The organism is Parahoeflea halophila, assembly GCF_900220985.1.
Taxonomy (GTDB): Bacteria; Pseudomonadota; Alphaproteobacteria; order Rhizobiales; family Rhizobiaceae; genus Hoeflea; species Hoeflea halophila.
In genome coordinates, this window is record NZ_OCPC01000001.1 from 1167399 (window position 1) to 1190270 (window position 22872).

Genomic DNA, 22872 nt, shown 5'->3' on the forward strand with positions numbered 1-22872 from the left:
CAGTCGGCTTATGTTCAGCGGTTTCCGGCGTGTGACAGACCGGCAATGACGCCGCGCAATTCGGCCAGGCCGCGCATGCGGCCGATCAACGGGTAGCCGGGATGGGTTTTGCGGCCGGCATCGTCGAGCAGATCATGACCATGGTCAGGCCGAAACGGAATTTCCCAGTCTGCCATCCCGGCCTGCCCGCGCCGTGCCTCTTCTGCGAGCAGCTCCGCCACGAGGTCCACCATGTCGGTATCGCCGGTCAGGTGAGCGGCTTCCTCGAAAGATCCGTCCGTGTCCTTCCTGACATTGCGCAGATGGGCGAAGTGGATCCTGTCGGCAAACCGGCGCGCAATCGCCGGAACGTCGTTGCCTGGATTGGCGCCGAGTGATCCGGCACAGAGTGTCAGGCCGTTCGCCCGGCTGTCGACCGCATCCAGCAGCCAGGCGATGTCTTCGGCATTGGAGACAATCCGCGGCAGGCCGAGAATATCGCGCGGCGGGTCATCCGGGTGGATGCAGAAGCGCATGCCGAGCTCTTCGGCCACCGGAACAACCTCTTCGAGAAAGCGTCGCAGATGCCGCCGCAACGCCGCCCTGTCGATTCCTTCATAGAGCTTTAGCGCGGCTTTCAGCCCGTCCGCGTCATAGCGGTCATAGGCTCCCGGCAAGCCGGCCATTACCGCGCGCATCAGATCTGCCCGGTCATTCTCCGAGGATGCCCGGAACCAGCTTTCGGCCTCTGCGATGACCTCCGGAATATAGTCTTCCCGCGCCTCGCCGCGACCCACCATGAACAGTTCCAGTGCCGCCATCTTCGGTGCGGAAAACCGCAGGCAGGTGCCGCCGCGCGCTACCGGTGCTGCCAGATCCGTCCGGGTCCAGTCGAGCAGCGGCATGAAGTTGTAGCAAATCGTATGCAGCCCCTCGGCTGCGAGGTTGGCCATTGACTGCCGGTAGTTTGCAAACAGCGCGCTCAGGTCCCCCTCGTTGCGCTTGATCCGTTCATGGATCGGCAGGCTTTCGACCACCACCCAGTCGAAGCCGGCGGCTGTAATTTCGGCTTTCCGCGCCGCGATCGCCTCCCGGCTCCAGACCTCGCCATAGGGCACCTCATGCAGGGCCGTGACGATGCCGGAGGCCCCGGTCTGGGCGACTTCCCCAAGTGAAATCTTGTCGAGCGGTCCGTACCAGCGCCAGCTTTCCCTCACAGCATATCCTCGATTGCGTTGCGCGACCCGCGTGCTGCGATACGCGCGTAGGCTTCAGTGACCGGCTCGGCCAATTGAGCCGAGAGGCGCGCGCTGAAAACCTCGCGCACCCCAAGCAGCGCGGCAACCTTTTGCTCCGCCGTCCCGGCTGCATCGGACAGGTCCCGCAACCTGGTCGCCAGAGGATCCTTGACCTCGATCGGCTGTCCCTTCTCATCGACACCACCGACATAGCGCATCCAGCCGGCAACAGCGTGCATCAGTCCCGGACACGCGCGCTCGGCCGCAAGATTGTCGGCGATCGTCGCCAGGATCCGCTGCGGCAGCTTCTGGCTGCCATCCATGGCGATCTGCCAGGTCCTGTGGCGGATGGAAGGATTGGTATAGCGGGTAAACAGCGCATCCGCATAGGCCTCAAGGTCAACACCCTCTGGTGGCGTGAAGGACGGTATGATCTCGTCCCGCCACAGCTGCTTCACATAGTCTGCGAAAACCGGATCGGTCACGGTTTCCGCAATCGTCTCATGGCCGGCGAGATAACCCAGATAGGCAAGCGACGAGTGCGTGCCGTTGAGCATCCTCAGCTTCATGTTCTCGTAGGGCGTGACATTGGCCACCATCTCTGCACCGGCGGCAGCAAGATCCGGCCGCGCATCGGGGCCATAGTCGGGAACGAAATCATCCTCCACCACCCATTGCCGGAACGGTTCGCACAGAACCGGCGCGTCATCCCGGTAGCCGGTCTTCTGCGCCAGCCGGTCGATATCTTCAGGCTTTGTCGCCGGAGTAATCCGGTCGACCATCGTAGAGGGGAACCGGCCCTCATCCGCTATCCAGCCGGCAAGTGCCGGGTCGAATTTCCGCGCAAGATCCAGCGCTGCCCGCCGAACCAGCTTGCCGTTCTCGGGAAGATTGTCACAGGTGAGCACGGTAAACGGCGGGTGCCCTGCATTCCGGCGCCGCTCAAGCGCACGGACCAGAAAACCCGGCGCCGATCTGGGCAATGCGGCCTCCAGATCATGAACAATGTCGGGGTGATCGAAGTTCAGCGCGCCCGTCGCCGGGTCATGACAATAGCCTTTTTCGGTCACCGTCAGGGTGACGATCCGGATCCCCGGATCGGACATGACACTGAGCACGGCTTCCGGATCCTCCGGTGCGACAAGCACGTCTTGAATGATTTCGACCCTGCGGGAGCTTTCGCCACCATCAGGGTCTTGCGTCACCACCGTGTAGGCGAAATCCTGCGGCGCAAGCCGGTCTCGCGTTCCCGGGCTCTGCAGGCTGACGCCGATGATCCCCCAGTCGCCCCCGGAAATCCGGACGGCGTCTTCCACATAAATCGCCCCAAAGGCCCGGAAGAAAGCCCCGAGACCGAGATGCACGATCCCGGCGGCCGGTTTCACCAGCCCCGACCGTTCAAGCTTTTGCGCATCAGCGTGCAAGCCAGCCTCCATCGACATTTAGGATTGCGCCATGGATGTATTTTGCGGCCGGTGAGGCCAGGAACACCGCCGTCTCGCCGATATCATCCGGTTCGCCCCAGCGCCCGGCGGGAATCCGCTCTAGGATCGCCTTGTTGCGGGCCTCGTCCCTGATCAGGTCCGCGGTGTTGTTGGTGGCAATATAGCCCGGCGCGATCGCATTGACGTTGATGCCCTTTGCCGCCCATTCGTTGGCCAGCAGCTTGGTGATGCCGGCCACGCCGTGCTTGGACGCCGTGTAGGAAGGCACCCGGATTCCGCCCTGCAGTGACAACAGCGAGGCGATGTTTACGATGGAGCCGGTACCGCCGCGATCAAGGATCGCCCGCCCGAAAGCCTGACAGGTAAAAAAAACTGCTTTCAGGTTCACATCCAGCACATCGTCCCAGTCGCTCTCGGTGAAATCGACGGCATCGTTGCGCCGGATGATACCGGCATTGTTGACCAGGATGTCGATAGGATCATCTGCAAAGACGTCACGCGCGGCCATCGGATCGGCAAGATCAAGGATGAGTTCGCGCGCGCCAGCAATCTGGCCGACGGTCTCGGCGCAGGATTGCCGCCCCGCGCAGACAACGTTTGCGCCCGCCCGGCCCATGGCCAGGGCGATCGCCTGTCCGATGCCGGTATTGGCGCCGGTCACCAGCGCGGTCTTGCCAGCAAGCGAGAATGGGCTCACCGCAGATCTCCCATCGCCACCATGTCCATGTCGGTGAAATCGACATTGTCGCCGGCCATCGCCCAGCAGAAGGTATAGGCGCCCGTGCCCGCGCCGCAATGGATCGACCACGGCGGCGAGATCACCGCTTCCTCGTTGGCCATCACGATGTGGCGGGTTTCATCCGGCTGTCCCATGATGTGGAAGACCCGCTGCTCCCGTCCGAGCTCGAAATAGAGATAGGCTTCCATCCGCCGGTCGTGCAAATGCGCCGGCATCGTGTTCCACACAGAGCCCGGCGCAAACTGCGTGTAGCCCATCAGCAACTGGCAGCTTTCGGCGACTTCCGGGTGCAGGAACTGCAGGATGACGCGCTCGTTCGACGTCTCGGCGGAGCCCATCTCCACCCGCCGCGCATCCTCGATGCGGATCAGCTTGCTGGGACAGCTCCGGTGGGCGGGGGCCGACAGAATGTAAAATCTGCCGGGTCCGGAAAACGTCACCGGCCCCGATCCCATTCCGAGATAGAGCACGTCGCCCTTGTTGACGGTGTAATCGGTGCCGCCGGCAGACACCATGCCGCTGTCGCCGATGTTGAGAATTCCCATCTCGCGCCGGTCGAGGATCGAGGGAGTGCCGCATTCCTTGACATGATCGAGTGTCAGCTTGCCCGCGCCAGGCACCGCTCCGCCCAGGATCAACCGGTCGTAATGGGTGTAGACAAGCCGGATCTCACGATCGGCGAAAATCCCGCTGGCGTGAAAATGCGAACGCAGTCCCGCGGTGTCGAGCCCCTTGGCGGTGGCCGGGTCTATGGCGTGCCGGGTTTCAACGGTCAGCATGAAAAGTCTCCCTTCAAGGGTTGGACATCAGAAAATCATCGCGCCGGGGCGCAAACGTATCGATCAGGATTCCAGGCTCAAGGCACTTGCAGCCGTGCACAGCATTGGAGGGAATGACGAAACTTTCGCCCGGCGAAACCTCGAAACTTTTGCCGTCAACAGAGAACACGAAGTGTCCGGATTCGACATAGGTCGACTGAACATGCGGGTGCTTGTGCAACTTGCCTTCCGCACCCTCGGCCTGGAACCGGAAGGCCACGACCATCAGGTCCGGACTGTCGCTCAGCACCTGCCGCGTAACGCCGGGATCGGCCTGGACCTCGGGAAAATGCTTGATCATGGACACCTCAGCGGAACAGGGATGGCAGCCAGAGTGACAGCGACGGGATGTAGGTGACGAGCAGCAGCGTGAAGACCGCCGCCCCGTAGAACGGCCAGATCGTCCGGATCGCGTCCCAGACCGAAATCCGGCCCACTGCGCACCCGACGAACAGAACCGTACCCACCGGCGGCGTGCACAGCCCGATCCCGAGATTAAGCACCAGGATGACCCCGAAATGGACAGGGTCGACACCGAAAGCGGTTGCAACCGGCAGGAAGATCGGCGTCGTGATCACGATCAGCGGCGACATGTCCATGAAGGTGCCGAGCATCAGCAGGACAAGGTTGATCATCAGCAGGATAATGATCGGGTTGTTGGAGACAGCCTTCATCAGCTCGACCAGCTCGGCCGGAATTCGAAGGAAGGCGAGCAGCCAGCCGAAGGATGCTGCACATCCGATCACCAGAAGCACCATCGCGGTGGTGCGAACGGCAGCCTTTGTCGCTTCGACGAAGCTGGCCCAATTCATGGTGCGGTAGGCGAGTGTGGTGACAAGCAGCGCATAGACCGCAGCGATGCAGGAACTCTCGGACGCCGTGAAGATGCCGGACCGCACACCGCCGAAGATGATGACAATCAGTAGAATGCCGGGAATGGCATTGAAGAAGATCGCCCCCAGCATCGCCCAGCCGGGAAAGGATTCGGTCGGATATCCTGCCTTGCGCGCAACGAACCAGGCGGTGACCATCAAGGACGCCGCAAGCAGAAGGCCGGGGATGATACCGGCTGTGAACAGATCCGCGATCGACAGGCGGCCACCGGCCGAAATCGAGTAGATGATCATGTTGTGCGACGGCGGCAGCATAAGTGCGATGATCGAGGAGACCACTGTCACGTTGACGCCGTACTCGACGCTGTAGCCCTTTTCCCGCATCTGCGGAATCATCAGGCCGCCGATTGCAGTCGCGTCGGCGGCAGCCGAGCCGGAGATGCCGCCGAACAGGACGGATGCGGTGATGTTGACCTGGCCCAGGCCGCCGCGCATGTGTCCGACCATGGCCCCGGCAAGTGCCACAAGCCGCCGCGCGATGTCTCCGCGCACCATGAGCTCGCCGGCAAAAATGAAAAACGGGATCGCCATCAGCGCAAACACCGACACCCCGGAATTCAACTGCTGGAACACGACCACCGGCGGCAGGCCGATATAGAGAACCGTCGCGAATGACGCCACGCCCAGGCAGAAGGCCACCGGAGTGCCGATCAGAAGCAGGAACACGAATGTTCCGAAGAGAACCCAGACTTCCATTGTCAATCTTCCAAGGGGTCGGTTTCGCCAAAACGGGCGGTGGGCAGTCCGGCTGCCCTGCGAGCCAGCCGTTCCAGCGAGAAGAGGATGACCAGCACGCCGCCGCCGACGATCGGCAGGAAGTCGTAGGCACCGGAGATCCCCAGCGAAGGCAGTTTCACGTCCCAGGCCGACAGCGCCAGCTGGGAGCCGAACCAGAGCATCCCGGCCCCGAAGCCCACCACCACCAGGTCGGAGATGCTGTAAAGCCAGAGTTTTGCCTTTTTCGGCAGGAAATAGAGCAGCACGTCGAAGCTCAGGTGATAGCCTTCGCGGATGCCCACTGCGGCGCCCAGAAAGATGAACCAGCCCATCAGGATGACGGCCGCCGGTTCGCTCCAGACCAGTGAATCGTTGAAGATGTAGCGGGCGACGACCTGTGCAGTGATGAAGACGGTCATCAGGATCAGCCCCGCGGCCGCCAGCCAGAGCGCAAGGCGCGCAACGTGGCGCAAGGCCCGCGCGACGGATGTCATAATGTCCTGCACCTTACCCCCCGGAAGCAAAGGACCATGGCGGACACTCCGCCATGGTCTTCAAGTCGAAATCAGTCGGTCGCGCGGATGCGGGCAACCAGATCCTTCAGCTTGTCGGAGGTGACGTGCTTTTCATAGACGCTGTCCATTGCCGCCATGAACGGCTCCTTGTCGATCTCGGTGACGACTTCGACACCCGCTGCCCGCACCTTTTCCTCGGAAGCCTTCTCACGTGCCGCCCACATCTCGCGCATAAACGGCACGGAGTCCCTGGCGGCTTGGCGGACTGCGGCCTGGTCTTCGGCCGAAAGCTTGTCCCAGGATGCTTTCGACATGACCAGCACTTCCGGCACGATCAGGTGTTCGTCGAGCGTGTAATGGCCCGCGACCTCGTAATGGCCCGAAGATTCAAACGACGGCCAGTTGTTTTCCGCACCGTCGATGACGCCGGTCTGGATGGCGGAGTAGACTTCGCCATAGGGCAACGGTGTCGCGTTGGCGCCAAGCGCCGACATCATGTCGACGAAGATGTCGGACTGCATGACGCGGATCTTCATGCCCTCAAGGTCTTCGATCGACTTGATCGGCTTGACCTTGTTGTAGAAGCTGCGCGAGCCGCCGTCATAAAATGCCAGGCCGACATAGCCATGCGGCTCGAATGCTTTGAGGATTTCCTCGCCGATCGGCCCATCCATGACCCGGTGCATGTGGTCAACGCCCTTGAAGACGTAAGGCAGCGAGACGACCTTGGTCTCCTCGACGAGATTGTTGAACGGACCCATCGAGACACGGTTGAGATCGATCACGCCGAACTTCGTTTGCTCGATCGTATCCTTTTCCTGGCCGAGCTGGGCGGAGTGGAACACCTCGATGCAGAGACGGCCATCGGTGCGCTCTTCCAGAAGCTTGCCCATGTGCTTGACGGCTTCAACCGTCGGATAGCCATCGGGATGGGTGTCGGATGATTTGAGTGTGGTCTCACAGGCTGCGGCGGTCACCGCCATGGCTGCGGTTGCCAGCAGCACGCCGGTCAGGGTTTTCATCAGTTTCATGGTCATTCTCCTCCCAGAAATGGCTCTCAGAGCCGGTAAGCTTGCTTGGCAAGCCGATAAGCAAGGTCATTGGCGACCTCATAGGCATCTCCCTCCGAAAGCCGCCCAGTGGCGACCAGCGTGGCGAGAAATCCGCAATCCACGCGCCGCGCCACGTCGTGGCGCGCCGGGATTGAACAGAAAGCGCGGGTATCGTCATTGAAGCCGACGGTGTTGTAGAAGCCGGCGGTTTCCGTCGTCATCTCCCGGAAGCGGCGCATGCCTTCAGGGCTGTCGTAGAACCACCAGGCCGGCCCCAGCTTCAGCGCCGGATAGGCACCCGCCAGCGGCGCCAACTCACGCCCATAGCTTGTTTCGTCGAGCGTGAAGACGATGATCGTGAGGTCCTTTTCGAGACCGACCGCATCCAGCAGCGGCTTCAGCGCGCGGACATAATCGGTGCGGGTCGGGATATCGAACCCCTTGTCGCGTCCGAATGCCGACATGATCGGGCCGGAATGATTGCGGTAGCTGCCCGGATGGATCTGCAGCACGAGGCCGTCCTCGAGACTCATGCGCGCCATTTCCGTGAGCATGTGACCGCGGAAGGCATCGGCCTCACCGGCGGTACAGCTCCCCTTGAGCGCCTTGGCAAACAGCGCCGCCGCATCGGAAGCCGAAAGGTTCTCTGTGCGCGCTGTCGGGTGGCCGTGATCGGACGAGGTCGCCCCAAACTCCTTGAAATAGGCCCGGCGGATACGATGGGCTTGTAGATAGCCCTCCCAGGTCGAGCAATCTTCGCCGGTCATGTGCCCCAGCTGCTCTACATTTTTCGCAAAACCATCGAATTCGGGATCAACGACGGCATCGGGCCGGTAGGCTGTCACCACCTTGCCTTGCCAGCCACTGTCACGGATCATCCTGTGCCAGCCGAGATCGTCGAGCGGGCTCTCGGTCGTGGCGATCGCCTCGATATTGAACCGCTCGAACAGAGCCCGCGGCAGGAATTCCGGCTTGGTCAGGCACTCGGCGATGTGATCATAGCTCTGGTCAGCGGTTGCAGCGGACACCGGCGTTGTCATGCCGAACACGTCCTCGAAAGCATGATCGAGCCAGAGCCGTGACGGCGTCCCGCGAAACAGATGATAGTTCTCGGCAAACAGCCGCCAGATCTTGCGGCCGTCAGTTTCTGTCGGCCCGCCGTCCACCCGGGGCACGCCGAGGCTCTCGAGACTGACGCCCTGCGAGAACAGCATCCGGAAAACATAATGGTCGGGCGTGATGAACAATTGCGCTGGATCGGTGAACGGCTGGTTTTCCGCATACCAGCGCGGGTCGGTGTGGCCGTGGGGGGAGATGATCGGCTTATCAGCAACTGTCTGGTATAGTTCCCGCGCGATTCCGCGCGTCTGCGGATCTACCGGAAACAACCTGTCGGGGATCAACATTGTCACCCTAACCCTCCACAATCAGCCCGCTTTTACGGGGCCTTCCCAACATGCTAGCAGTGTAATATTCTAGTATGCACATCAAGTCAACGGAGTGAGCGCATGTCCGTACCGTCGCCCTTGAGGGCCCTGGAACCTTTGAACCGTCCCTCCGTGGCTGACACAGTTTTCGACACCCTGCACAACCAGATCCTGCTGCTTCAGCTCCCGCCCGGAACCAAGATGTCGGAGGTCGAGGTGGCCAAGGCTTTCGGCGTCTCGCGGCAGCCGGTCAGGGACGCTTTCTACCGCCTGTCCAAGCTCGGCTTCCTGTCGATCCGGCCTCAGCGGGCGACACTGGTGTCGCAGATTTCAACAACCGGCGTTCTCCAGGCCCAGTTCGTGCGAAACGCGCTTGAGGCCGAAACCGTCCGCACCGCCTCTCGCGTACTGACAACGGAAGACTTCGATGCCCTGGAGGATCTCATCGAGCAGCAGCGCAAGGCGGTGAAGGACAAGGAACGAGTCATGTTTCACGGACTCGACGACCAGTTTCACAAGGAAATTTGCGAACGCGCAGGTCTCGACTTTGCCTGGGACATCATCCGCGAATACAAGGCACATATGGACCGGGTGCGGTTCCTTTCACTTTCCTATGCCTCTCAGGACGCCTTCAACGACCACGTCGAGGTCATGGCCGCGATGCGGGCACGAGACGAGGAACGCGCCATGCATCACATGCGGATCCACCTTTCGCGGATCAAGGAACAGATTGTCCGGATCCGGGCAGATCACAGCCGCTACTTCGACAACGAGACCGAGACATGACACAGAGATTTCTTTCGATCGGCGAATGCATGGTCGAAATGGCGCCCACTGCAAAGGGCGATTACCAGCTCGGCTATGCCGGCGATACGTTCAACACGGCCTGGTATGCGCGCCAGCTTTTCAACCCGGACTGGGATATCGCCTATTTCACCGCCGTCGGCGAGGACGTGATATCCGGCCAGATGGTGAGCTTCATCGCCGATACAGGCATCAACACGGGCTTCATCCAGCATCTGAAGGGATGCACCGTCGGGCTGTACCTGATCCAGCTCGAAAACGGCGAGCGCAGTTTTGCCTACTGGCGATCGGATTCCGCCGCACGGCGTCTGGCCAATGACCCGGCCCGGCTGGATGCCGCCCTCAGCTCGGCAGACGTGGTCTATTTCTCCGGCATCACGCTTGCAATACTGGCACCTGGGCACCGGTCAGTGCTGGTGGATGCCATTGCCACAGCACGGCAAAGTGGCGCCACAGTGGTATTCGATCCCAATCTGCGACCCCGCCTGTGGGACAGCCAGGACACGATGCGGCAGACCATCATGACGGCAGCAGCCCATAGCGACATCGTCCTGCCTTCATTTGACGATGAAGCGACCTTCTTCGGTGACCAAACACCAGACGACACCGCACGGCGCTATGCCGGCGCCGGTGTCGGCACCGTGGTCGTCAAGAACGCCGGGGATGAAGCCGTGTGTCTTGCCAAGGGAGAGATCAGCCGCTTTTCCCCGGCCCGGGTCGATCCCGTTGTCGACACCACAGCCGCAGGCGACAGCTTCAACGCAGGTTTTCTTGCCAGCTATCTCGAAACCGCGGATTTGAACGCCGCAATGGCCGCCGGCGCCACCCTGGCAGCCCGCGTGATTTCCGAACGCGGCGCCTTGATAAGACTGTAACGCCCAGGCTCTCAGGCCGCAGTTCACATGTGCCTGCTGGAAATTCTTGCGAAGCCACCGGCTATCGTCCGCCCCACTCCGGCTGCCACCGCCTCGCCATTCCTGCGCTCGATCGTCTGGACCGGCTGTCAGTGCTTGCCGGCCGTCGCCACACACCTGCCGGTTTCGCCAAAGAGCCATGCGATCTGGGTTCCACCCGATCTACCGCATCCCGTCAGGTATAAGCCCAAGCTTTCGTCACGCAGAATGCAACCCCGGGCGCTCCACGCGCCGGTCGGCCCGCGACGCGCGAGACCTAACCACCTGCAATATTGGAAAAATTTGGTAGCGGGAGAGGGACTTGAACCCCCGACACGCGGATTATGATTCCGCTGCTCTAACCAGCTGAGCTACCCCGCCGCCAGCCGCCGATTGTTATCGGGCCGGACGGGCGGCATATAGGATGCGGGTTGCTCTGCTGTCAAGCGTGGTTTGGGCTTTTCTTTCCGCTTCACCCGCTTCCGTTGGACAAGCACGCCGCGAGCTACGGCCGGGCCATGTTGCAGGGCCTGGCAGCGGCTCCAGGGCACCGGCTTTCTCCGCAGGGCATCCGGCATCGTATTCCGGATCGATGGCCCACATTTGCGGCGCGGGCTGCATCATGGCCAGATTGGTTAGGGTATGCAAGGACGCCATGCCGCACCCCGGGTCCGGATCTGACGGGCGCCCTGCCTTGCCTTGTCTGGCCAACGGGTCTAATCCCCTCGGTCAAAGAACACGACAAGAATGACACAGGACCTGCGCCTCTCATGACATCTGCCCCCTCCCCGAAGATCGCCGTTGTCGGATGCGGCTATTGGGGTAACAATCACGCCCGCACCTTTTCCGAGCTCGGTGCGCTCCATGCCGTCTCGGACCGGCATCCGGACCGCGCCGAGGCGCTTGCTGCTCAACACGGCGGCCGCGCCATGGCCTATGAGGATGTCCTTGCCGACCCGGAGATCGACGGCGTGGTTCTGGCCTTGCCGCCGCAATATCATGCCGATCAGGCCATTGCAGCGCTTGAGGCCGGCAAGCATGTGCTGGTGGAAAAGCCGATCGCGCTTTCGGTTGCCGATGCACGGCGGGTGGACGAGGCCGCACAGAGATCCGGGCTCGTCGCCATGACCGGCCATGTGCTGCGCTTCCACCCGGCTTTCGAGGCGCTCGAGGCGATGGTCGCGGCCGGTGATCTTGGTTCGGTTCGCTACATCCACTCGCACCGCGTTGGACTGGGAAAGTTCCACGCCGAAAACGATGCCCTTTGGGACATCGCGCCGCATGATTTGTCGCTCATCCTGGCGCTCACCGGGGAAAAGCCGTTCAGCGTGCGCGGTGTCGGCTCGGCCATGCTCAACCGGCTCTCGGATTTCGCCCATCTGCACCTGCAGTTCAGTTCCGGTGTGCGCAGCCACGTCTTCGCGTCCCGGCTCAACCCCTATCGCGAGCGCCGCCTGACCGTTATCGGCTCAAAGGCCATGGCGGTGTTCGACGACGTCGCGGACTGGAACCAGAAGCTCGCAGTCTACCACCACAAGCTCTGGGAGGACGAGAATGGCTGGCAGTCCGAGATGGTCGATCCCAGCTATGTCGAGCTTCCCGACGGCATGCCGCTGACGCGCGAGTGCAGCCATTTCCTCGATTGCATCCGCAGCGGCACGGCACCACGGACCCCGGTATCCGATGGCCTGGCGGTGATCGAGATCCTGTCGGAAGGCACCGTCCGGCACGACTGAGCCGTCGCGGGACCGTATCGAGGCGTTGAAGCTTTCGGGTCAGGCCGCAGGCTGCAACAGATCGGACAGCATCGCCTCGGCAGCAGCGGACCGCTCGGAACGGTCGATGAACCCGCCGCCGAACACGCGTGCCTCGTCGCCCGGTGCGGAATAGAGCACGCAGGCCTGCCCCGGCGCCACGCCGGCTTCGCCTTCGACCAGCTCGACGGAGACTTCGCCATCTGCCGCAACACGGATGATGGCCGGTTTTGGCGGCTTGGTCGAACGCACCTTGGCAAAGCAGGCGAGCCCATCCGGGCCGATATCGGCAAGCGCCGTGTCTCCAAGCCAGTTCATGTCCCGCAGAATCACCCGCCGCGTATCCAGCGCCTCGCGCGGACCGACGATGACCCGCCGCGAGCGGGCATCCAGATGCACCACATAAAGCGGATCGCCGGTGGCCACGCCAAGTCCCTTGCGCTGGCCGATGGTGTAGTGGACGATGCCCGGATGCTGGCCCAGCACAGTGCCGTCTATATGGACGATGTCACCGGCCAGAGCCGCGTTCGGCTTCAGCTTGGTGATCACGTTGGCGTACTTGCCCTGCGGCACGAAGCAGATGTCCTGGCTGTCGGCCTTGTCGGCAACGATCAGCCCCATTTCCTCTGCCAGTTCGCGCGTCCGGCTCTTGGGCAGCTCACCGAGCGGAAACCGGACATAGTCAAGCTGCTCCTGGGTCGTGGCGAACAGGAAATAGCTCTGGTCCCGATCCGAATCGATCGGCCGGTAAAGTGCCCTTCGCCCTGGATCATCCGGCGACGGGTTGGCGCGGGAACGAATATAGTGTCCGGTCGCCATGGCATCGGCGCCCAGATCCCGTGCAGTTGCCAGCAGATCGGCAAATTTTACCGTCTGATTGCAGGCAACACACGGGATCGGCGTTTCCCCGGCAACATAGCTTTCCATGAAAGGGTTGATCACCGCATCGCGAAACCGCTTCTCGTAGTCGAGCACGTAATGCGGAATCCCAAGTGTTTCGCAAACCCTGCGCGCATCGTCGATGTCCTGGCCGGCGCAGCAGGAGCCGGCCCGGTGTACCGCGGCACCATGATCGTAAAGCTGAAGCGTCACGCCCAGCACATCATAGCCCTCGCGCGCGAGAAGACCCGCAACGACCGAGCTGTCAACGCCGCCGGACATGGCGACCACCACCCGCGTATCACGCGGGTCCTTGTCAAAATCGAGACTGTTCACTGTATTCCCCGGCATTCAACAGCGTTCAAGGCGCTGATCAAGCGGTTGCAAATATGTCCTTCCGGACCGCGTCTTTATAGGGCCTGCGGCGCTCTCCAACAAGATGTCTGAGTGGTACCGGCCCAAATCGCCGCAGCCCGCCCGAATTGTGCCAAAAATTACCAAACCCTTTCCAGCCCCTTAGCCAATTTTTAAACCCCCGCCTGTAGTCTCTGCTCGATAGGTCTTGAGTATGTAAGAGAGTCCAATGACCGAAATGGTACGACCCCGCGTCAAATACGTCATCGGCCCCGATGGGAGCCCGTTGACAATTGCCGATCTGCCCCCCGCCAACACCCGCCGCTGGGTGATCAGGCGCAAGGCTGAAGTGGTGGCCGCAGTTCGCGGTGGCCTTCTCAGCCTCGAGGAGGCGTGCGAGCGCTACACGCTGACAGTTGAGGAATTCCTCTCCTGGCAGTCTTCAATCAGCGATCATGGACTTGCCGGCCTGCGTACGACGCGCATCCAGCAGTACCGGCACTGACCCCCGCTGGCATGAGCCGGAAGCGGTTCATGTCAGACGTTTCGACACATCAGTTTACAATCACGATCAGCCGGACCGGTATCGCCCGATACTGTGCAGCTACACTGCCGCGCCTATCGCGATTCTGCCCGCAGACGCCCCGCACCTGGTGGATGTCCGCCTGAGAGGGGTCGCCTGTTTATGGTTTGGGCGCATGGCCGGACTGACCGTTCAGTCCATGCGCCAGCGCAGCGGTCAACGCCGAGCCAGCATAGAACCAGAGCCCGGGCTGTGAAAACGCTTGCGCGACCCCACCGGTCTTCGCCGCCACGATCACCAGGGCGACGAGAACCACATCCATGAGGGACCAGCGGCTCAAATGCGGAAGCAGCCGCATCACAAGCCCGGTTTCACGCGCCAGCCCAAGCGCTTCAGCCGAAATCGCCATCAGTTTGACCACCGGGAACAGCACCGAGACCAGTCCCACCACGACGGCCAGCGCCGGATCGCCGCCGCTCCACAATGTTGCGATGATCTCCAGCAGCGACGGCGACGTATCAAATATATACAGCGTTTCAAATCGCATCAGCGGCAGAACGATCCCAAGTCCGAAGAACAGCGGCCCCAGAACCAGCGCCAGTGCCAGCATCAAACGCATCGCAATACTCCTGCCTCGGTGGCTGTCTGCCTGCTCCCGCACCCGGCGCGAAGACCGGGCGAAGCTGCACCGTTTTGATCCGGAGCCACCAAATCCGTTTCCGTCAAACCCGGCAATCCGCTAAATTTGCACAACCGCACCGATGTCCATATCCGAGTGCGGCCGGGATTGGCAAACAGGAGCGGCCATGCAGATTACCGAGCAGGATGGAGCGACCGGTGGTCGCTATGTTGCAAGTCTCGACGGCTTCGAGGCGGAAATGACCTATTCACGCGCCTCGCCTCAGCTCGTCATCATCGACCACACCGGCGTGCCCGACGCTCTGCGCGGCAAGGGGGTCGGCCAGGCGCTCGCGCTGCATGCAGTTGCCGCCGCCCGCGCCGGCGGATGGAAAATCATACCGCTCTGCCCGTTCTTCAAGGCCCAGGCGCAGCGCCATGCAGACTGGAGCGATGTCGTGACCTGATGGCCGCTGCCGCTGAAAGACGGACATCCAGCACAGGCGGCGAAATCGACACAGTCATTGGGATAATTCACGAAGGAACAAAAGCTGACGGCGCGGGGCAACCACCCGCGCCTGGCCCCAAGGCCATTTCGATATCTCCCCAGCCTGACGTTAGCTCAGACTGCGCGGTTTGTTCGATGGCCGGCGTCCCGCACTTCAAGTGCGGCTGCCTTGTCATACTCGGCCTGCGCTTCCTCGAGCGCCAGTTCGGCCGCATCAAGCTGCACTTTCAACTCCTTGATCGAAGTTTGCAGATTGTCAGACCGCTGGCGCGCAGCCTTGGCGAAGGTGGGATAGGCAAAATGGGAGGGGTCGGTGTTACCGGCCTTTTTCTCCTCGGCAGTGATCTGATACTCCAGCTCCGCTGCCATCTTCTCCATTTCCGCCATCATCAGCTGGATCTGTCCGAGCTGACGGGTTTTCTCGTTGACCTGAAACTGTTTCAGGCGAACATGGCTTTCACGCGACTTCATACGCAATACTCCCGTGATGCGAGACCCCGGTTAATGAAATTCGTTACACTGGCAACCCTGCCAGTCCCGTTTTGCGATTCATGACCGCGACGTTAACTTTTGGCACATCGTGGTAACCATTCGTTTACGGGCATCGTTAATACTACCCCTCATGGTTTAAGGCGGGGTAAACGGAAAACATGATTTTTTCTGTCCGTCTTTCCGGAGTCCTTTGAATCACTTGGCGTCGATTCTTGATGTGAAACATCAAGATAGTCAGGCGATTTTTTTGGAACAATTTCAAGAGTATGCCAGTGATAATTAACATTCGGATAGTGGTTGCATAACCTGATCAGAATTTGTTAACCATTTCGTGGCAGCCTCCAAATCAGGCAACGACTGGATCCGTATCGCGTAAGTGGATCTCAAAACCTTGCGGCGGCGGAAAAGGGGATAAATATGCGGGTACTACTGATCGAGGACGACAGCGCGACAGCTCAGAGCATCGAATTGATGCTGAAGTCTGAAAGCTTCAACGTGTACACCACGGACCTGGGCGAGGAGGGCGTCGATCTCGGCAAACTCTACGACTACGACATAATATTGCTGGATCTCAACCTGCCGGACATGTCCGGTTATGAGGTTCTTCGAACGCTCAGGCTTTCCAAAGTCAAGACACCAATCCTGATTCTGTCCGGTATGGCTGGAATCGAAGACAAGGTACGCGGTCTCGGATTTGGCGCTGACGACTACATGACCAAGCCGTTCCACAAGGACGAACTGGTCGCACGCATTCATGCGATCGTACGCCGGTCCAAGGGTCATGCCCAATCGGTCATCACCACCGGCGACCTGGTCGTCAACCTCGATGCCAAGACTGTCGAAGTCGGCTCGCAGCGGGTTCATCTGACTGGCAAGGAATACCAGATGCTGGAGCTGCTGTCGCTCCGCAAGGGGACGACCCTGACCAAGGAAATGTTCCTCAACCATCTTTACGGCGGCATGGACGAACCGGAACTGAAGATCATTGACGTCTTCATCTGCAAGCTTCGCAAGAAACTCGCGACATCGGCCGGCGGAAAGAATTATATCGAGACTGTTTGGGGCCGCGGTTATGTGCTGCGCGAGCCGGACGAAAACGAGATCCTCGAAAGCGCTTGATTTTGCAAGCCCGCTGTCAGGCAGGCAACTCCTGATACAAAGAACCCGCCTTGCGGCGGGTTCTTTGCTGTCTGCAGGCTCGATGTCGCTGCCGATCACGAAGCTTTGCCAATATCAGGCTGATCTTGCGGGGAAGGCTCAGGCCGCCGCCGCGTAGGGCGCGAAGGCTTCGGTCAGGCTGCCGCGATCAAACGGCTTGAGCAGGAAGTCATCCGCCCCTGCCCGCTTGCCCGCCATCATCTGTTTGAATTCTTTCTCGATCATCAGATAGTAGATGCGCACATCCTTGCCACCCTCCATCTGGCGGATGGATGAAATCAGGTCCAGTGCCCCGGTCATTCCCGCATCTACACAAATTATGTCAGGTAGCTCCGCATCGCACATGATCATCGCTTCGCCGGAGTTGGAGGCCTCGATGACGAGGTAATCCAGCCCGGTCATGATGCGCTTGGCAACCTTGCAGATTACGGCGGAATCATCGGCGATCATAAAGCGGCGCATGGCGCTTCTCCTTTGGCTACTTCCTGACGCACCCTGATGCGAATGCGCCATCGATATGAGGAAGACTAGCCCAAGGGAGCGAAGATTTGGTAATCAGACAGGCTTAACGGAGCGTTGCAGCCTGTAGCCATTGCGTATCACGCCGCAGGCTTGGGCTCTGCGGTGAAAACCACTTCCTCTGCATTGGCGGAGCAGCTCAGGACAAGCCCGGCTTCCTCGGCCAGAAGCACGGTGTAATAGGGCTGGATCGAGTGCGCATCGATCGCCTCGTCAACATCGCCGGAATAGATCTCGAGAAACTTCGGTGGCACTCGCACCATGCGCCCCTTGCTGACAAGGCGGAACCTTGGCTCGGTTTCGGGCGTTTCGATCGTCACATCTATTTCGCCACCGCGCGGAATAGCACCATAGGCGACGAGGAACAGGTTGAGCAGCAACTTCACTCGGTTCTTGGGAATGATGGCGCGCGGCCCATTCCATGTCACTTCGGTCTTCTTGTCCGCCGAGACATAATCGAGAACCGCCTTCTCGGCCTCTCCGGTGTCAATCGACGCCCCGACCGAACCCGAGGCGCCGAAGGCGAGCCTGGCGAATTTGAGCCGCACCGAGGCATTGAGCGCACTGGTCCGGATCAGATCCATCGCATCGGCATCCGCACCGCCCTCGTCCAGCAATTCGAGGCCATTGTTGATCGCACCCACGGGCGAAATGATGTCGTGGCAAACACGGCTGCACAGCAGTGCAGCCAGGTCAGGACCCGCCAGGGTCAAATTATGGTTCTTCGACATCAGAAATCTCCCTTTTGTGCCCGCACGTCGAATCGGCTGGGCAGCAAAATCGCACCAGGTGCCCTTAATCGCAAGCGCTGCCGGCCAGATGCCCCCAATGGACCAACCGCCAACAGTCACCAAAAAGATATCACCCTAAAGACACCACATTTGGTAAACCGCTTATTAAGATCGAAGCGCCACAATGTGATCAATCTTTCCTGCGGTATCTACCGTCTATCAACGGAGTGGACCCGATGATCACGTCCCGCTTTTGCCTTCGTGCATTTGCCACTTTCTGCCTTTCTGTGCTGTTTATGGCAGCCGCGTCCCTGGGCGCGAACGCACAGACCTCGAGTTCTTCGCATTATGACATGCAGGAGATTGTCGACGCCGGGCACGGTTTCTTTGGCTCGACCTCCGGTGGTCTCGCCAAGCTTGTCGAGAAGGCTTTCCAATCCTACGGACTGCCCAATGGATATGTCCTGGGCCAGGAAGCCTCCGGCGCCCTGATCGGCGGCCTGACATATGGTGAGGGTGAGCTGTTCACCAAGAATGCCGGCCAGCACGAAGTCTTCTGGCAGGGCCCCTCCCTGGGTTGGGATTACGGCGGCAACGGCAACAGGACCATGATGCTGGTCTACAACCTGCCAAGCGTCGAAGGTGTCTACGGCCGTTTCGGCGGCGTCTCCGGCTCTGCTTTTGCCGTCGCCGGTCTCGGCATGACGGTGCTCAAGCGACAGGGTGTCCTGGTGGTACCGATCCGCACTGGCGTCGGCGCACGCCTTGGCATCAATGTCGGCTATCTCAAGATGACGCCGGCCCCGACTTGGAACCCGTTCTAGGCTGGAGGGCACACCCCGACTGTCAACGGCGGCCCGGAGCGGCCGCCTTTTTTATTGCGCTAGTGCTGATAAATCTACTTGCCGTCCCTCGCATTTACCGCTTCTAGCTTGCTGATCCGGCCCGGTCATGCTTAATGCTTCCCATGTTTCAGCCGGGCACATCATGGGCCCTGAACGCAACCATGTGGATGTGTAGTGATCGAGTTTGTCCTGCTATTTGCGCTGGGTTTTCTGGCCGCTGTCCTCGTGGCGTTGATCGTGGCCCCGATCATTCAGCGTCGCGTGATGCGGTTGACCGAACGCAGAATCCGCGCCAGCGTGCCCCTTTCTGCCGCTGAAATCCGCGCCGAGAAGGATCTTGCCAAGGCTTCCTTCGCCGCGGAAAACGCGCGTTTGTCAGTCGACCTGAAAAACAACCGCGAGAAGCTCACCGAAAGCGTGGCCCGAGGGACACGGCTTAGCAACGAGCTGGTCGCCCTTCGTGCCGAAAAGATCAACTCAGAGAAGCTTCTCGAGGAGCGCGAAGCCGAAGTTCGCGACCTCCACTCCCAGGTCAATGACCGCGACGCCAAGATCACCACCCTGACCGGCAACTTCAGCGACGCCGCGCGGCTGGCTGAAGCCCGCAAACACGAGATCGCGGTTCGCGACGACCAGATCAACCGCCTCGGTACCGAGATCGAGGAACTGCGCATAGATCTGGTCACGCTCGACACCGAAGCGGAGAACTTCAAGTCCCAGATCCGCGAGCTGCGCACAGAGCGTACTGCCTTGCGCGACACACTGAAGGATACCGAAACCACCAATCGGGACCTGGAGAACAGGCTCAAGAGCGCCGAAGAACGGTTGGCTCAAACCGAGGAAAAGCTGTCGAAATCCATCATCGCACTGACCGACCGCGAAAACGCGCTGGACCGGCGGATGGCCGAAGTTGACCGTTTCAAGAAGAAAAACCGCGAACTTTCTGACCAACTCCGCGCCGCCAAGGCCGCGGCCAGGGAGGCCGCCAATCTGGCCCGCAAGGCTGCGGTCCACGGCCGTGACACCGCTTCACAACAGAATGTCGCTGAGCCCGCCTCCGAAGATGACCCAATGGAGGTCCCATCCGAGGCCCAGGCCGACCTCCCCGGCGGAAGCTCCGAGGCTCCGGCTGAGACGGCTGCAGAGGCCGATGACAGCAAGCCGGCCGTCAAGGCCCGCCCTGAGCAGGCTGCCAGCAAGGCAGGCAAACAGGAAGCTCGGGCCGCGCCCGAAACCCTGGAGGAGCTGGAAGATCTGTCTGAAGACGAGAAAATCGACCGTCTCCGCGCCCGTCAGGCGGCCCTTATCGAAAGATTGCTGAAGGCCGACAAGAGTAGCAACGACGCTGCCTTGCGCCGTGAAATCGCCGTGGTTGCTGCCATGATGGTGGAACTGACTGCCAGCCGTGACGGCAGTTCTTCGCCGGTGTTCAGGATTCTCAAGGGCCGCGAAGCCCTGGCGCAACCCGGCAGCACCGAGCCAAGCCTGGCTGCCCGCGCCCGCGACATGCTCGCCAATCACTGATGCCTCACACTCAGACTGATCGGCCGGCAACCGCCATCAAATCGCCCGCCCCATGCGTGCCGCTGCGTGCCACAGCGCAATCCCGCTTGCGGTTGCAACATTCAGGCTGTCCATGCCCGGAGCCTGTTCGATCTTCAACGTCTTGATGCGCTCGATGATCTCGGCCGGGAGCCCCTCGCCTTCGGTGCCCGCAAGCAGCGCCAGACGCTTGCCCGGTACGTAGCTGCTCAACGGCTCTGTTCCGCGCGGAGACAGGCCGGCAACCTCGAAGCCATGCGCCGACAGGCTCGCTATGAGCTCACCGATCCCGCCTGCCCGGCAGAATGGAACCCTCAAGGCAGCTCCGACCGAAACCCGGATCGCCTTGCGGTAGAGCGGATCGCAACAGGTCTCGTCGAGCACAACGCCATCGGCGCCGAACACCCCGGCATTGCGGAAAATTCCGCCGAGATTGTCGTGGTTGGAAATGCCGCAGGCCGCCACCAGAAGCGCCTGCTCCGGCAAATGCGACAAAAAATCGGTAAACGAGGTGGCCGGCACGTGCCGGCCGACCGCCAGGATACCCCGGTGCATGGCAAAACCGACCGCAGCGTCCAGAACCACGCGTCCGGCGACATAGATCGGACAGCCGGGATCGACCCGGTCCAGCAGATTGCCCAGACCATCGATCCGGTTCTCAAGTATCAGTGCCTTTTCAATTCTGAAACGCCGGGAGCCGGCTTCCGCGTCAAGCAGCGCCTGCAGCACGACCTTGCCCTCGGCGATGAACAGGTCACCCCGCCCCGCGAGGTCCCGGTCCCGCATCGCAGTGAATTCGGCAATGCGCGGGTCCGAGGGATCTTCAATCCTGATCAGCCGCGCCTGCCCGCTCCGCTCCATGATCAGCGATTGATCACGACGATATCGCTGACGATGCGGCCCACCGAGATGTCGTGCACGATCAGCCGCATGGAACCATCAGACGCGCGCCCGTAAAAGCCGATCCGATTGCCATCAAGCGTCACGTCTTCAACGCTGAATCCCGCCGGTAGCGCGGCGACGCCTTCGATCGGTGCATCGGACGGCACGCTGGCAGAGGAAGCAGCCACCTGCGCCTCACTGTCATCCGCGCTCGTGAATTTATAGACAATCGCGCCCAGCACGGTCATAAGACCGATGAACATGATGCCGATCGACACGGCCAGCAGCCGTACCATCTTGCGCCGGACTTTTTCCATTTCAGGATCAAGCGGCTTTTCATCAAGATCGTCGTCATTGATTTTCGACATATGTATTCCTTGCCGGGCGGACCCTGATAGTGAAGAACGCGACACCGTTTAACGAAGCCGAGACCGATAGGGAAGCCCAAGACGGCCATGAAGATCAGTCAGGGCCGCAAACCCTTGTTGCCGGCGAAGACGCCGACGGCCGCCTCGACGCCTGGCTGGCCGCACAACTGGAGCCCGACCTGTCACGCAGCCGCATCAAAGCGCTGGTCGAGGCAGGGGCTGTCACCGTCAACGGCAAGGTGACGAAACAGGCCAAGCACAAGATCCATCCCGGCGACCGGGTGGAACTGCAAATGCCCGCACCGGAAGATCCCGACCCGGTAGGCGAAGATATCCCGCTCGAGATCCTTTACGAGGACGACGACCTCATCGTCATCAACAAGCAGGCAGGCCTTGTTGTGCATCCAGGGGCCGGGAACTGGACCGGCACGCTGGTCAACGCCCTGATCCACCATTGCGGTGCCAGTCTGTCGGGCATCGGCGGTGTACGTCGCCCCGGCATCGTCCACCGGCTCGACCGCGACACCACCGGGGTAATGGTGGTGGCCAAGAACGACATCGCCCATCGCCACCTGGCCGAACAATTCGCCGATCACGGCCTCACCGGTCCGCTCGAACGCGCTTACCAGGCCATTGTCTGGGGCAAGCCGCAGGGGCTCAGGGGCACCATCGACGCCAGTCTCGGCCGCGCCCGCGACCGCATTCGCCGTGCCGTGCGTACCGATCACGGCGACGATGTTCGCCACGCGGTGACCCATTACCTGGTGTGCGAACGCTATGACGAGAAACCCGACGGCACCTGTGCTGCCAGTCTCGTCGAATGCCGGCTTGAAACCGGACGCACTCACCAGATCAGGGTGCACATGGCCCATATCGGCCATCCGCTGATCGGCGACCTCGATTATGGCGGCGCCTACCGAACCAAAGCCAACCGTCTGCCCGATGAGATCCGTGCGGTCGTCAGTGATTTTCCCCGCCAGGCGCTGCATGCCTTCCTGCTGGTCTTCGAACACCCCACAAGTGGCGAAACCTTGCGCTTCGAGGCGGCTCTGCCTGCCGACATGGAAACCATGCGCGCGGCACTGGCAACCCTTTGAAACCGGGCCGGCCGGCCACTTCACGCGACCGTGATGGCGGCTACACCTTGATCCCGGCTTTCGCCACAATTAAGTGCGAACT

25 protein-coding genes and 1 tRNA gene are annotated in these 22872 nt (G+C 61.1%); 9 read left to right on the forward strand and 17 right to left on the reverse strand.

All coding sequences use genetic code 11. The features are described from left to right. Positions 1-14 precede the first annotated feature (14 nt). The 9 genes from uxuA to uxaC form a co-directional block, all read right to left on the reverse strand. The gene (uxuA, locus tag CRO46_RS05495) at positions 15-1196 is read right to left on the reverse strand and encodes a mannonate dehydratase (protein WP_097105759.1); all 1182 of its coding nucleotides are present in this window, start codon (positions 1194-1196) and stop codon (positions 15-17) included. Beyond that, the gene (locus tag CRO46_RS05500) at positions 1193-2641 is read right to left on the reverse strand and encodes a mannitol dehydrogenase family protein (RefSeq protein WP_342170793.1); all 1449 of its coding nucleotides are present in this window, start codon (positions 2639-2641) and stop codon (positions 1193-1195) included. The genes uxuA and CRO46_RS05500 overlap by 4 nt, the downstream gene beginning before the upstream one ends. Beyond that, the gene (gene kduD / locus CRO46_RS05505) at positions 2631-3359 is read right to left on the reverse strand and encodes a 2-dehydro-3-deoxy-D-gluconate 5-dehydrogenase KduD (protein ID WP_097105763.1); all 729 of its coding nucleotides are present in this window, start codon (positions 3357-3359) and stop codon (positions 2631-2633) included. Before kduD ends, CRO46_RS05500 begins: the two co-directional genes overlap by 11 nt. Next, a complete protein-coding gene (gene kduI / locus CRO46_RS05510; protein WP_097105765.1) occupies positions 3356-4180 on the reverse strand; it encodes a 5-dehydro-4-deoxy-D-glucuronate isomerase in 825 nt (274 codons plus the stop codon). Before kduI ends, kduD begins: the two co-directional genes overlap by 4 nt. A 13-nt stretch (positions 4181-4193) precedes the next feature. Further along, positions 4194-4526: a cupin domain-containing protein gene (locus CRO46_RS05515; protein ID WP_425479212.1), complete on the reverse strand. Its 333-nt coding sequence runs from the start codon at positions 4524-4526 to the stop codon at positions 4194-4196. A gap of 1 nt (position 4527) precedes the next feature. Beyond that, positions 4528-5808, reverse strand: a complete 1281-nt coding sequence (locus CRO46_RS05520) for a TRAP transporter large permease (protein WP_097105769.1) — start codon at positions 5806-5808, stop codon at positions 4528-4530. A 2-nt stretch (positions 5809-5810) separates the two neighbouring features. After that, positions 5811-6323 (reverse strand): TRAP transporter small permease, encoded by a 513-nt coding sequence (locus tag CRO46_RS05525; RefSeq protein ID WP_097105771.1) that lies wholly within the window; start codon positions 6321-6323, stop codon positions 5811-5813. Positions 6324-6394: 71 nt separating this feature from the next. Beyond that, positions 6395-7375, reverse strand: coding sequence for a TRAP transporter substrate-binding protein (locus CRO46_RS05530; RefSeq protein ID WP_097105773.1), 981 nt, complete (start codon positions 7373-7375; stop codon positions 6395-6397). A 26-nt stretch (positions 7376-7401) separates the two neighbouring features. Next, positions 7402-8802: a glucuronate isomerase gene (gene uxaC, locus CRO46_RS05535; protein ID WP_210421500.1), complete on the reverse strand. Its 1401-nt coding sequence runs from the start codon at positions 8800-8802 to the stop codon at positions 7402-7404. 153 nt (positions 8803-8955) lie between these two features. On the opposite strand from uxaC, the gene CRO46_RS05540 reads away from it, so the two are divergent. Further along, complete coding sequence (locus CRO46_RS05540; protein ID WP_244577773.1) at positions 8956-9609, forward strand: GntR family transcriptional regulator; 654 nt, start codon at positions 8956-8958, stop codon at positions 9607-9609. After that, the gene (locus CRO46_RS05545; RefSeq protein ID WP_097105778.1) at positions 9606-10502 is read left to right on the forward strand and encodes a sugar kinase; all 897 of its coding nucleotides are present in this window, start codon (positions 9606-9608) and stop codon (positions 10500-10502) included. The genes CRO46_RS05540 and CRO46_RS05545 overlap by 4 nt, the downstream gene beginning before the upstream one ends. A 322-nt stretch (positions 10503-10824) precedes the next feature. Here the strand turns inward: CRO46_RS05545 and CRO46_RS05550 are convergent. Then, a tRNA-Met gene (locus CRO46_RS05550) sits at positions 10825-10901 on the reverse strand. A 389-nt stretch (positions 10902-11290) separates the two neighbouring features. Here CRO46_RS05550 and CRO46_RS05555 point away from each other — a divergent pair. Continuing rightward, the gene (locus CRO46_RS05555; protein ID WP_097105780.1) at positions 11291-12256 is read left to right on the forward strand and encodes a Gfo/Idh/MocA family protein; all 966 of its coding nucleotides are present in this window, start codon (positions 11291-11293) and stop codon (positions 12254-12256) included. 39 nt (positions 12257-12295) lie between these two features. Here CRO46_RS05555 and mnmA read toward each other — a convergent pair whose 3' ends face one another. After that, positions 12296-13489 carry a tRNA 2-thiouridine(34) synthase MnmA gene (gene mnmA / locus CRO46_RS05560; protein ID WP_097105781.1) on the reverse strand — a complete coding sequence of 398 codons (1194 nt, stop codon included), beginning with the start codon at positions 13487-13489 and terminating at the stop codon, positions 12296-12298. Between the two features lie 247 nt (positions 13490-13736). Here mnmA and sciP point away from each other — a divergent pair, with 247 nt between their 5' ends. Further along, positions 13737-14012, forward strand: coding sequence for a CtrA inhibitor SciP (gene sciP, locus CRO46_RS05565; RefSeq protein ID WP_097105782.1), 276 nt, complete (start codon positions 13737-13739; stop codon positions 14010-14012). A 178-nt stretch (positions 14013-14190) separates the two neighbouring features. On the opposite strand, the gene CRO46_RS05570 is transcribed toward sciP, so the two are convergent. Continuing rightward, positions 14191-14649 carry a paraquat-inducible protein A gene (locus CRO46_RS05570; protein WP_097105784.1) on the reverse strand — a complete coding sequence of 153 codons (459 nt, stop codon included), beginning with the start codon at positions 14647-14649 and terminating at the stop codon, positions 14191-14193. Positions 14650-14836: 187 nt separating this feature from the next. Between CRO46_RS05570 and CRO46_RS05575 the strand changes: the two genes are divergently transcribed. Beyond that, positions 14837-15115 (forward strand): GNAT family N-acetyltransferase, encoded by a 279-nt coding sequence (locus CRO46_RS05575; protein ID WP_097105785.1) that lies wholly within the window; start codon positions 14837-14839, stop codon positions 15113-15115. A 155-nt stretch (positions 15116-15270) separates the two neighbouring features. Here the strand turns inward: CRO46_RS05575 and CRO46_RS05580 are convergent, their stop codons facing one another. Beyond that, a complete protein-coding gene (locus CRO46_RS05580) occupies positions 15271-15627 on the reverse strand; it encodes a flagellar export protein FliJ (RefSeq protein WP_097105787.1) in 357 nt (118 codons plus the stop codon). A gap of 438 nt (positions 15628-16065) precedes the next feature. Between CRO46_RS05580 and ctrA the strand changes: the two genes are divergently transcribed. Next, a complete protein-coding gene (ctrA, locus tag CRO46_RS05585) occupies positions 16066-16767 on the forward strand; it encodes a response regulator transcription factor CtrA (protein WP_097105788.1) in 702 nt (233 codons plus the stop codon). A 138-nt stretch (positions 16768-16905) separates the two neighbouring features. Here ctrA and CRO46_RS05590 read toward each other — a convergent pair whose 3' ends face one another. Continuing rightward, positions 16906-17268 carry a response regulator gene (locus tag CRO46_RS05590; RefSeq protein WP_179758959.1) on the reverse strand — a complete coding sequence of 121 codons (363 nt, stop codon included), beginning with the start codon at positions 17266-17268 and terminating at the stop codon, positions 16906-16908. 137 nt (positions 17269-17405) lie between these two features. Beyond that, positions 17406-18056 (reverse strand): histidine phosphotransferase ChpT, encoded by a 651-nt coding sequence (chpT, locus tag CRO46_RS05595; RefSeq protein WP_179758960.1) that lies wholly within the window; start codon positions 18054-18056, stop codon positions 17406-17408. A gap of 239 nt (positions 18057-18295) precedes the next feature. Between chpT and CRO46_RS05600 the strand changes: the two genes are divergently transcribed. Beyond that, the gene (locus tag CRO46_RS05600) at positions 18296-18880 is read left to right on the forward strand and encodes a DUF1134 domain-containing protein (protein ID WP_425479234.1); all 585 of its coding nucleotides are present in this window, start codon (positions 18296-18298) and stop codon (positions 18878-18880) included. Between the two features lie 195 nt (positions 18881-19075). Then, positions 19076-20425, forward strand: a complete 1350-nt coding sequence (locus tag CRO46_RS05605; RefSeq protein WP_097105793.1) for a coiled-coil domain-containing protein — start codon at positions 19076-19078, stop codon at positions 20423-20425. A gap of 36 nt (positions 20426-20461) precedes the next feature. Here CRO46_RS05605 and CRO46_RS05610 read toward each other — a convergent pair whose 3' ends face one another. After that, a complete protein-coding gene (locus tag CRO46_RS05610) occupies positions 20462-21304 on the reverse strand; it encodes a TrmH family RNA methyltransferase (RefSeq protein ID WP_097105795.1) in 843 nt (280 codons plus the stop codon). 2 nt (positions 21305-21306) lie between these two features. Then, positions 21307-21693, reverse strand: coding sequence for a hypothetical protein (locus tag CRO46_RS05615; RefSeq protein ID WP_097105796.1), 387 nt, complete (start codon positions 21691-21693; stop codon positions 21307-21309). Between the two features lie 29 nt (positions 21694-21722). On the opposite strand from CRO46_RS05615, the gene CRO46_RS05620 reads away from it, so the two are divergent. Further along, positions 21723-22790, forward strand: a complete 1068-nt coding sequence (locus CRO46_RS05620; RefSeq protein ID WP_097105798.1) for an RluA family pseudouridine synthase — start codon at positions 21723-21725, stop codon at positions 22788-22790. The last annotated feature ends 82 nt before the right edge of the window (positions 22791-22872 follow it).

What these genes read in the sequence shown, in the direction of transcription:
- kduI (WP_097105765.1), bottom strand. Translation starts at nt 4,180, where the DNA reads ATGCTGACCGTTGAAACCCGGCACGCCATAGACCCGGCCACCGCCAAG.
- CRO46_RS05520 (WP_097105769.1), bottom strand. Translation starts at nt 5,808, where the DNA reads ATGGAAGTCTGGGTTCTCTTCGGAACATTCGTGTTCCTGCTTCTGATC.
- CRO46_RS05525 (WP_097105771.1), bottom strand. Translation starts at nt 6,323, where the DNA reads ATGACATCCGTCGCGCGGGCCTTGCGCCACGTTGCGCGCCTTGCGCTC.
- CRO46_RS05530 (WP_097105773.1), bottom strand. Translation starts at nt 7,375, where the DNA reads ATGAAACTGATGAAAACCCTGACCGGCGTGCTGCTGGCAACCGCAGCC.
- uxaC (WP_210421500.1), bottom strand. Translation starts at nt 8,802, where the DNA reads ATGTTGATCCCCGACAGGTTGTTTCCGGTAGATCCGCAGACGCGCGGA.
- CRO46_RS05545 (WP_097105778.1), top strand. Translation starts at nt 9,606, where the DNA reads ATGACACAGAGATTTCTTTCGATCGGCGAATGCATGGTCGAAATGGCG.
- CRO46_RS05555 (WP_097105780.1), top strand. Translation starts at nt 11,291, where the DNA reads ATGACATCTGCCCCCTCCCCGAAGATCGCCGTTGTCGGATGCGGCTAT.
- sciP (WP_097105782.1), top strand. Translation starts at nt 13,737, where the DNA reads ATGACCGAAATGGTACGACCCCGCGTCAAATACGTCATCGGCCCCGAT.
- CRO46_RS05570 (WP_097105784.1), bottom strand. Translation starts at nt 14,649, where the DNA reads ATGCGTTTGATGCTGGCACTGGCGCTGGTTCTGGGGCCGCTGTTCTTC.
- CRO46_RS05575 (WP_097105785.1), top strand. Translation starts at nt 14,837, where the DNA reads ATGCAGATTACCGAGCAGGATGGAGCGACCGGTGGTCGCTATGTTGCA.
- CRO46_RS05580 (WP_097105787.1), bottom strand. Translation starts at nt 15,627, where the DNA reads ATGAAGTCGCGTGAAAGCCATGTTCGCCTGAAACAGTTTCAGGTCAAC.
- ctrA (WP_097105788.1), top strand. Translation starts at nt 16,066, where the DNA reads ATGCGGGTACTACTGATCGAGGACGACAGCGCGACAGCTCAGAGCATC.
- CRO46_RS05590 (WP_179758959.1), bottom strand. Translation starts at nt 17,268, where the DNA reads ATGCGCCGCTTTATGATCGCCGATGATTCCGCCGTAATCTGCAAGGTT.
- chpT (WP_179758960.1), bottom strand. Translation starts at nt 18,056, where the DNA reads ATGTCGAAGAACCATAATTTGACCCTGGCGGGTCCTGACCTGGCTGCA.
- CRO46_RS05610 (WP_097105795.1), bottom strand. Translation starts at nt 21,304, where the DNA reads ATGGAGCGGAGCGGGCAGGCGCGGCTGATCAGGATTGAAGATCCCTCG.
- CRO46_RS05615 (WP_097105796.1), bottom strand. Translation starts at nt 21,693, where the DNA reads ATGTCGAAAATCAATGACGACGATCTTGATGAAAAGCCGCTTGATCCT.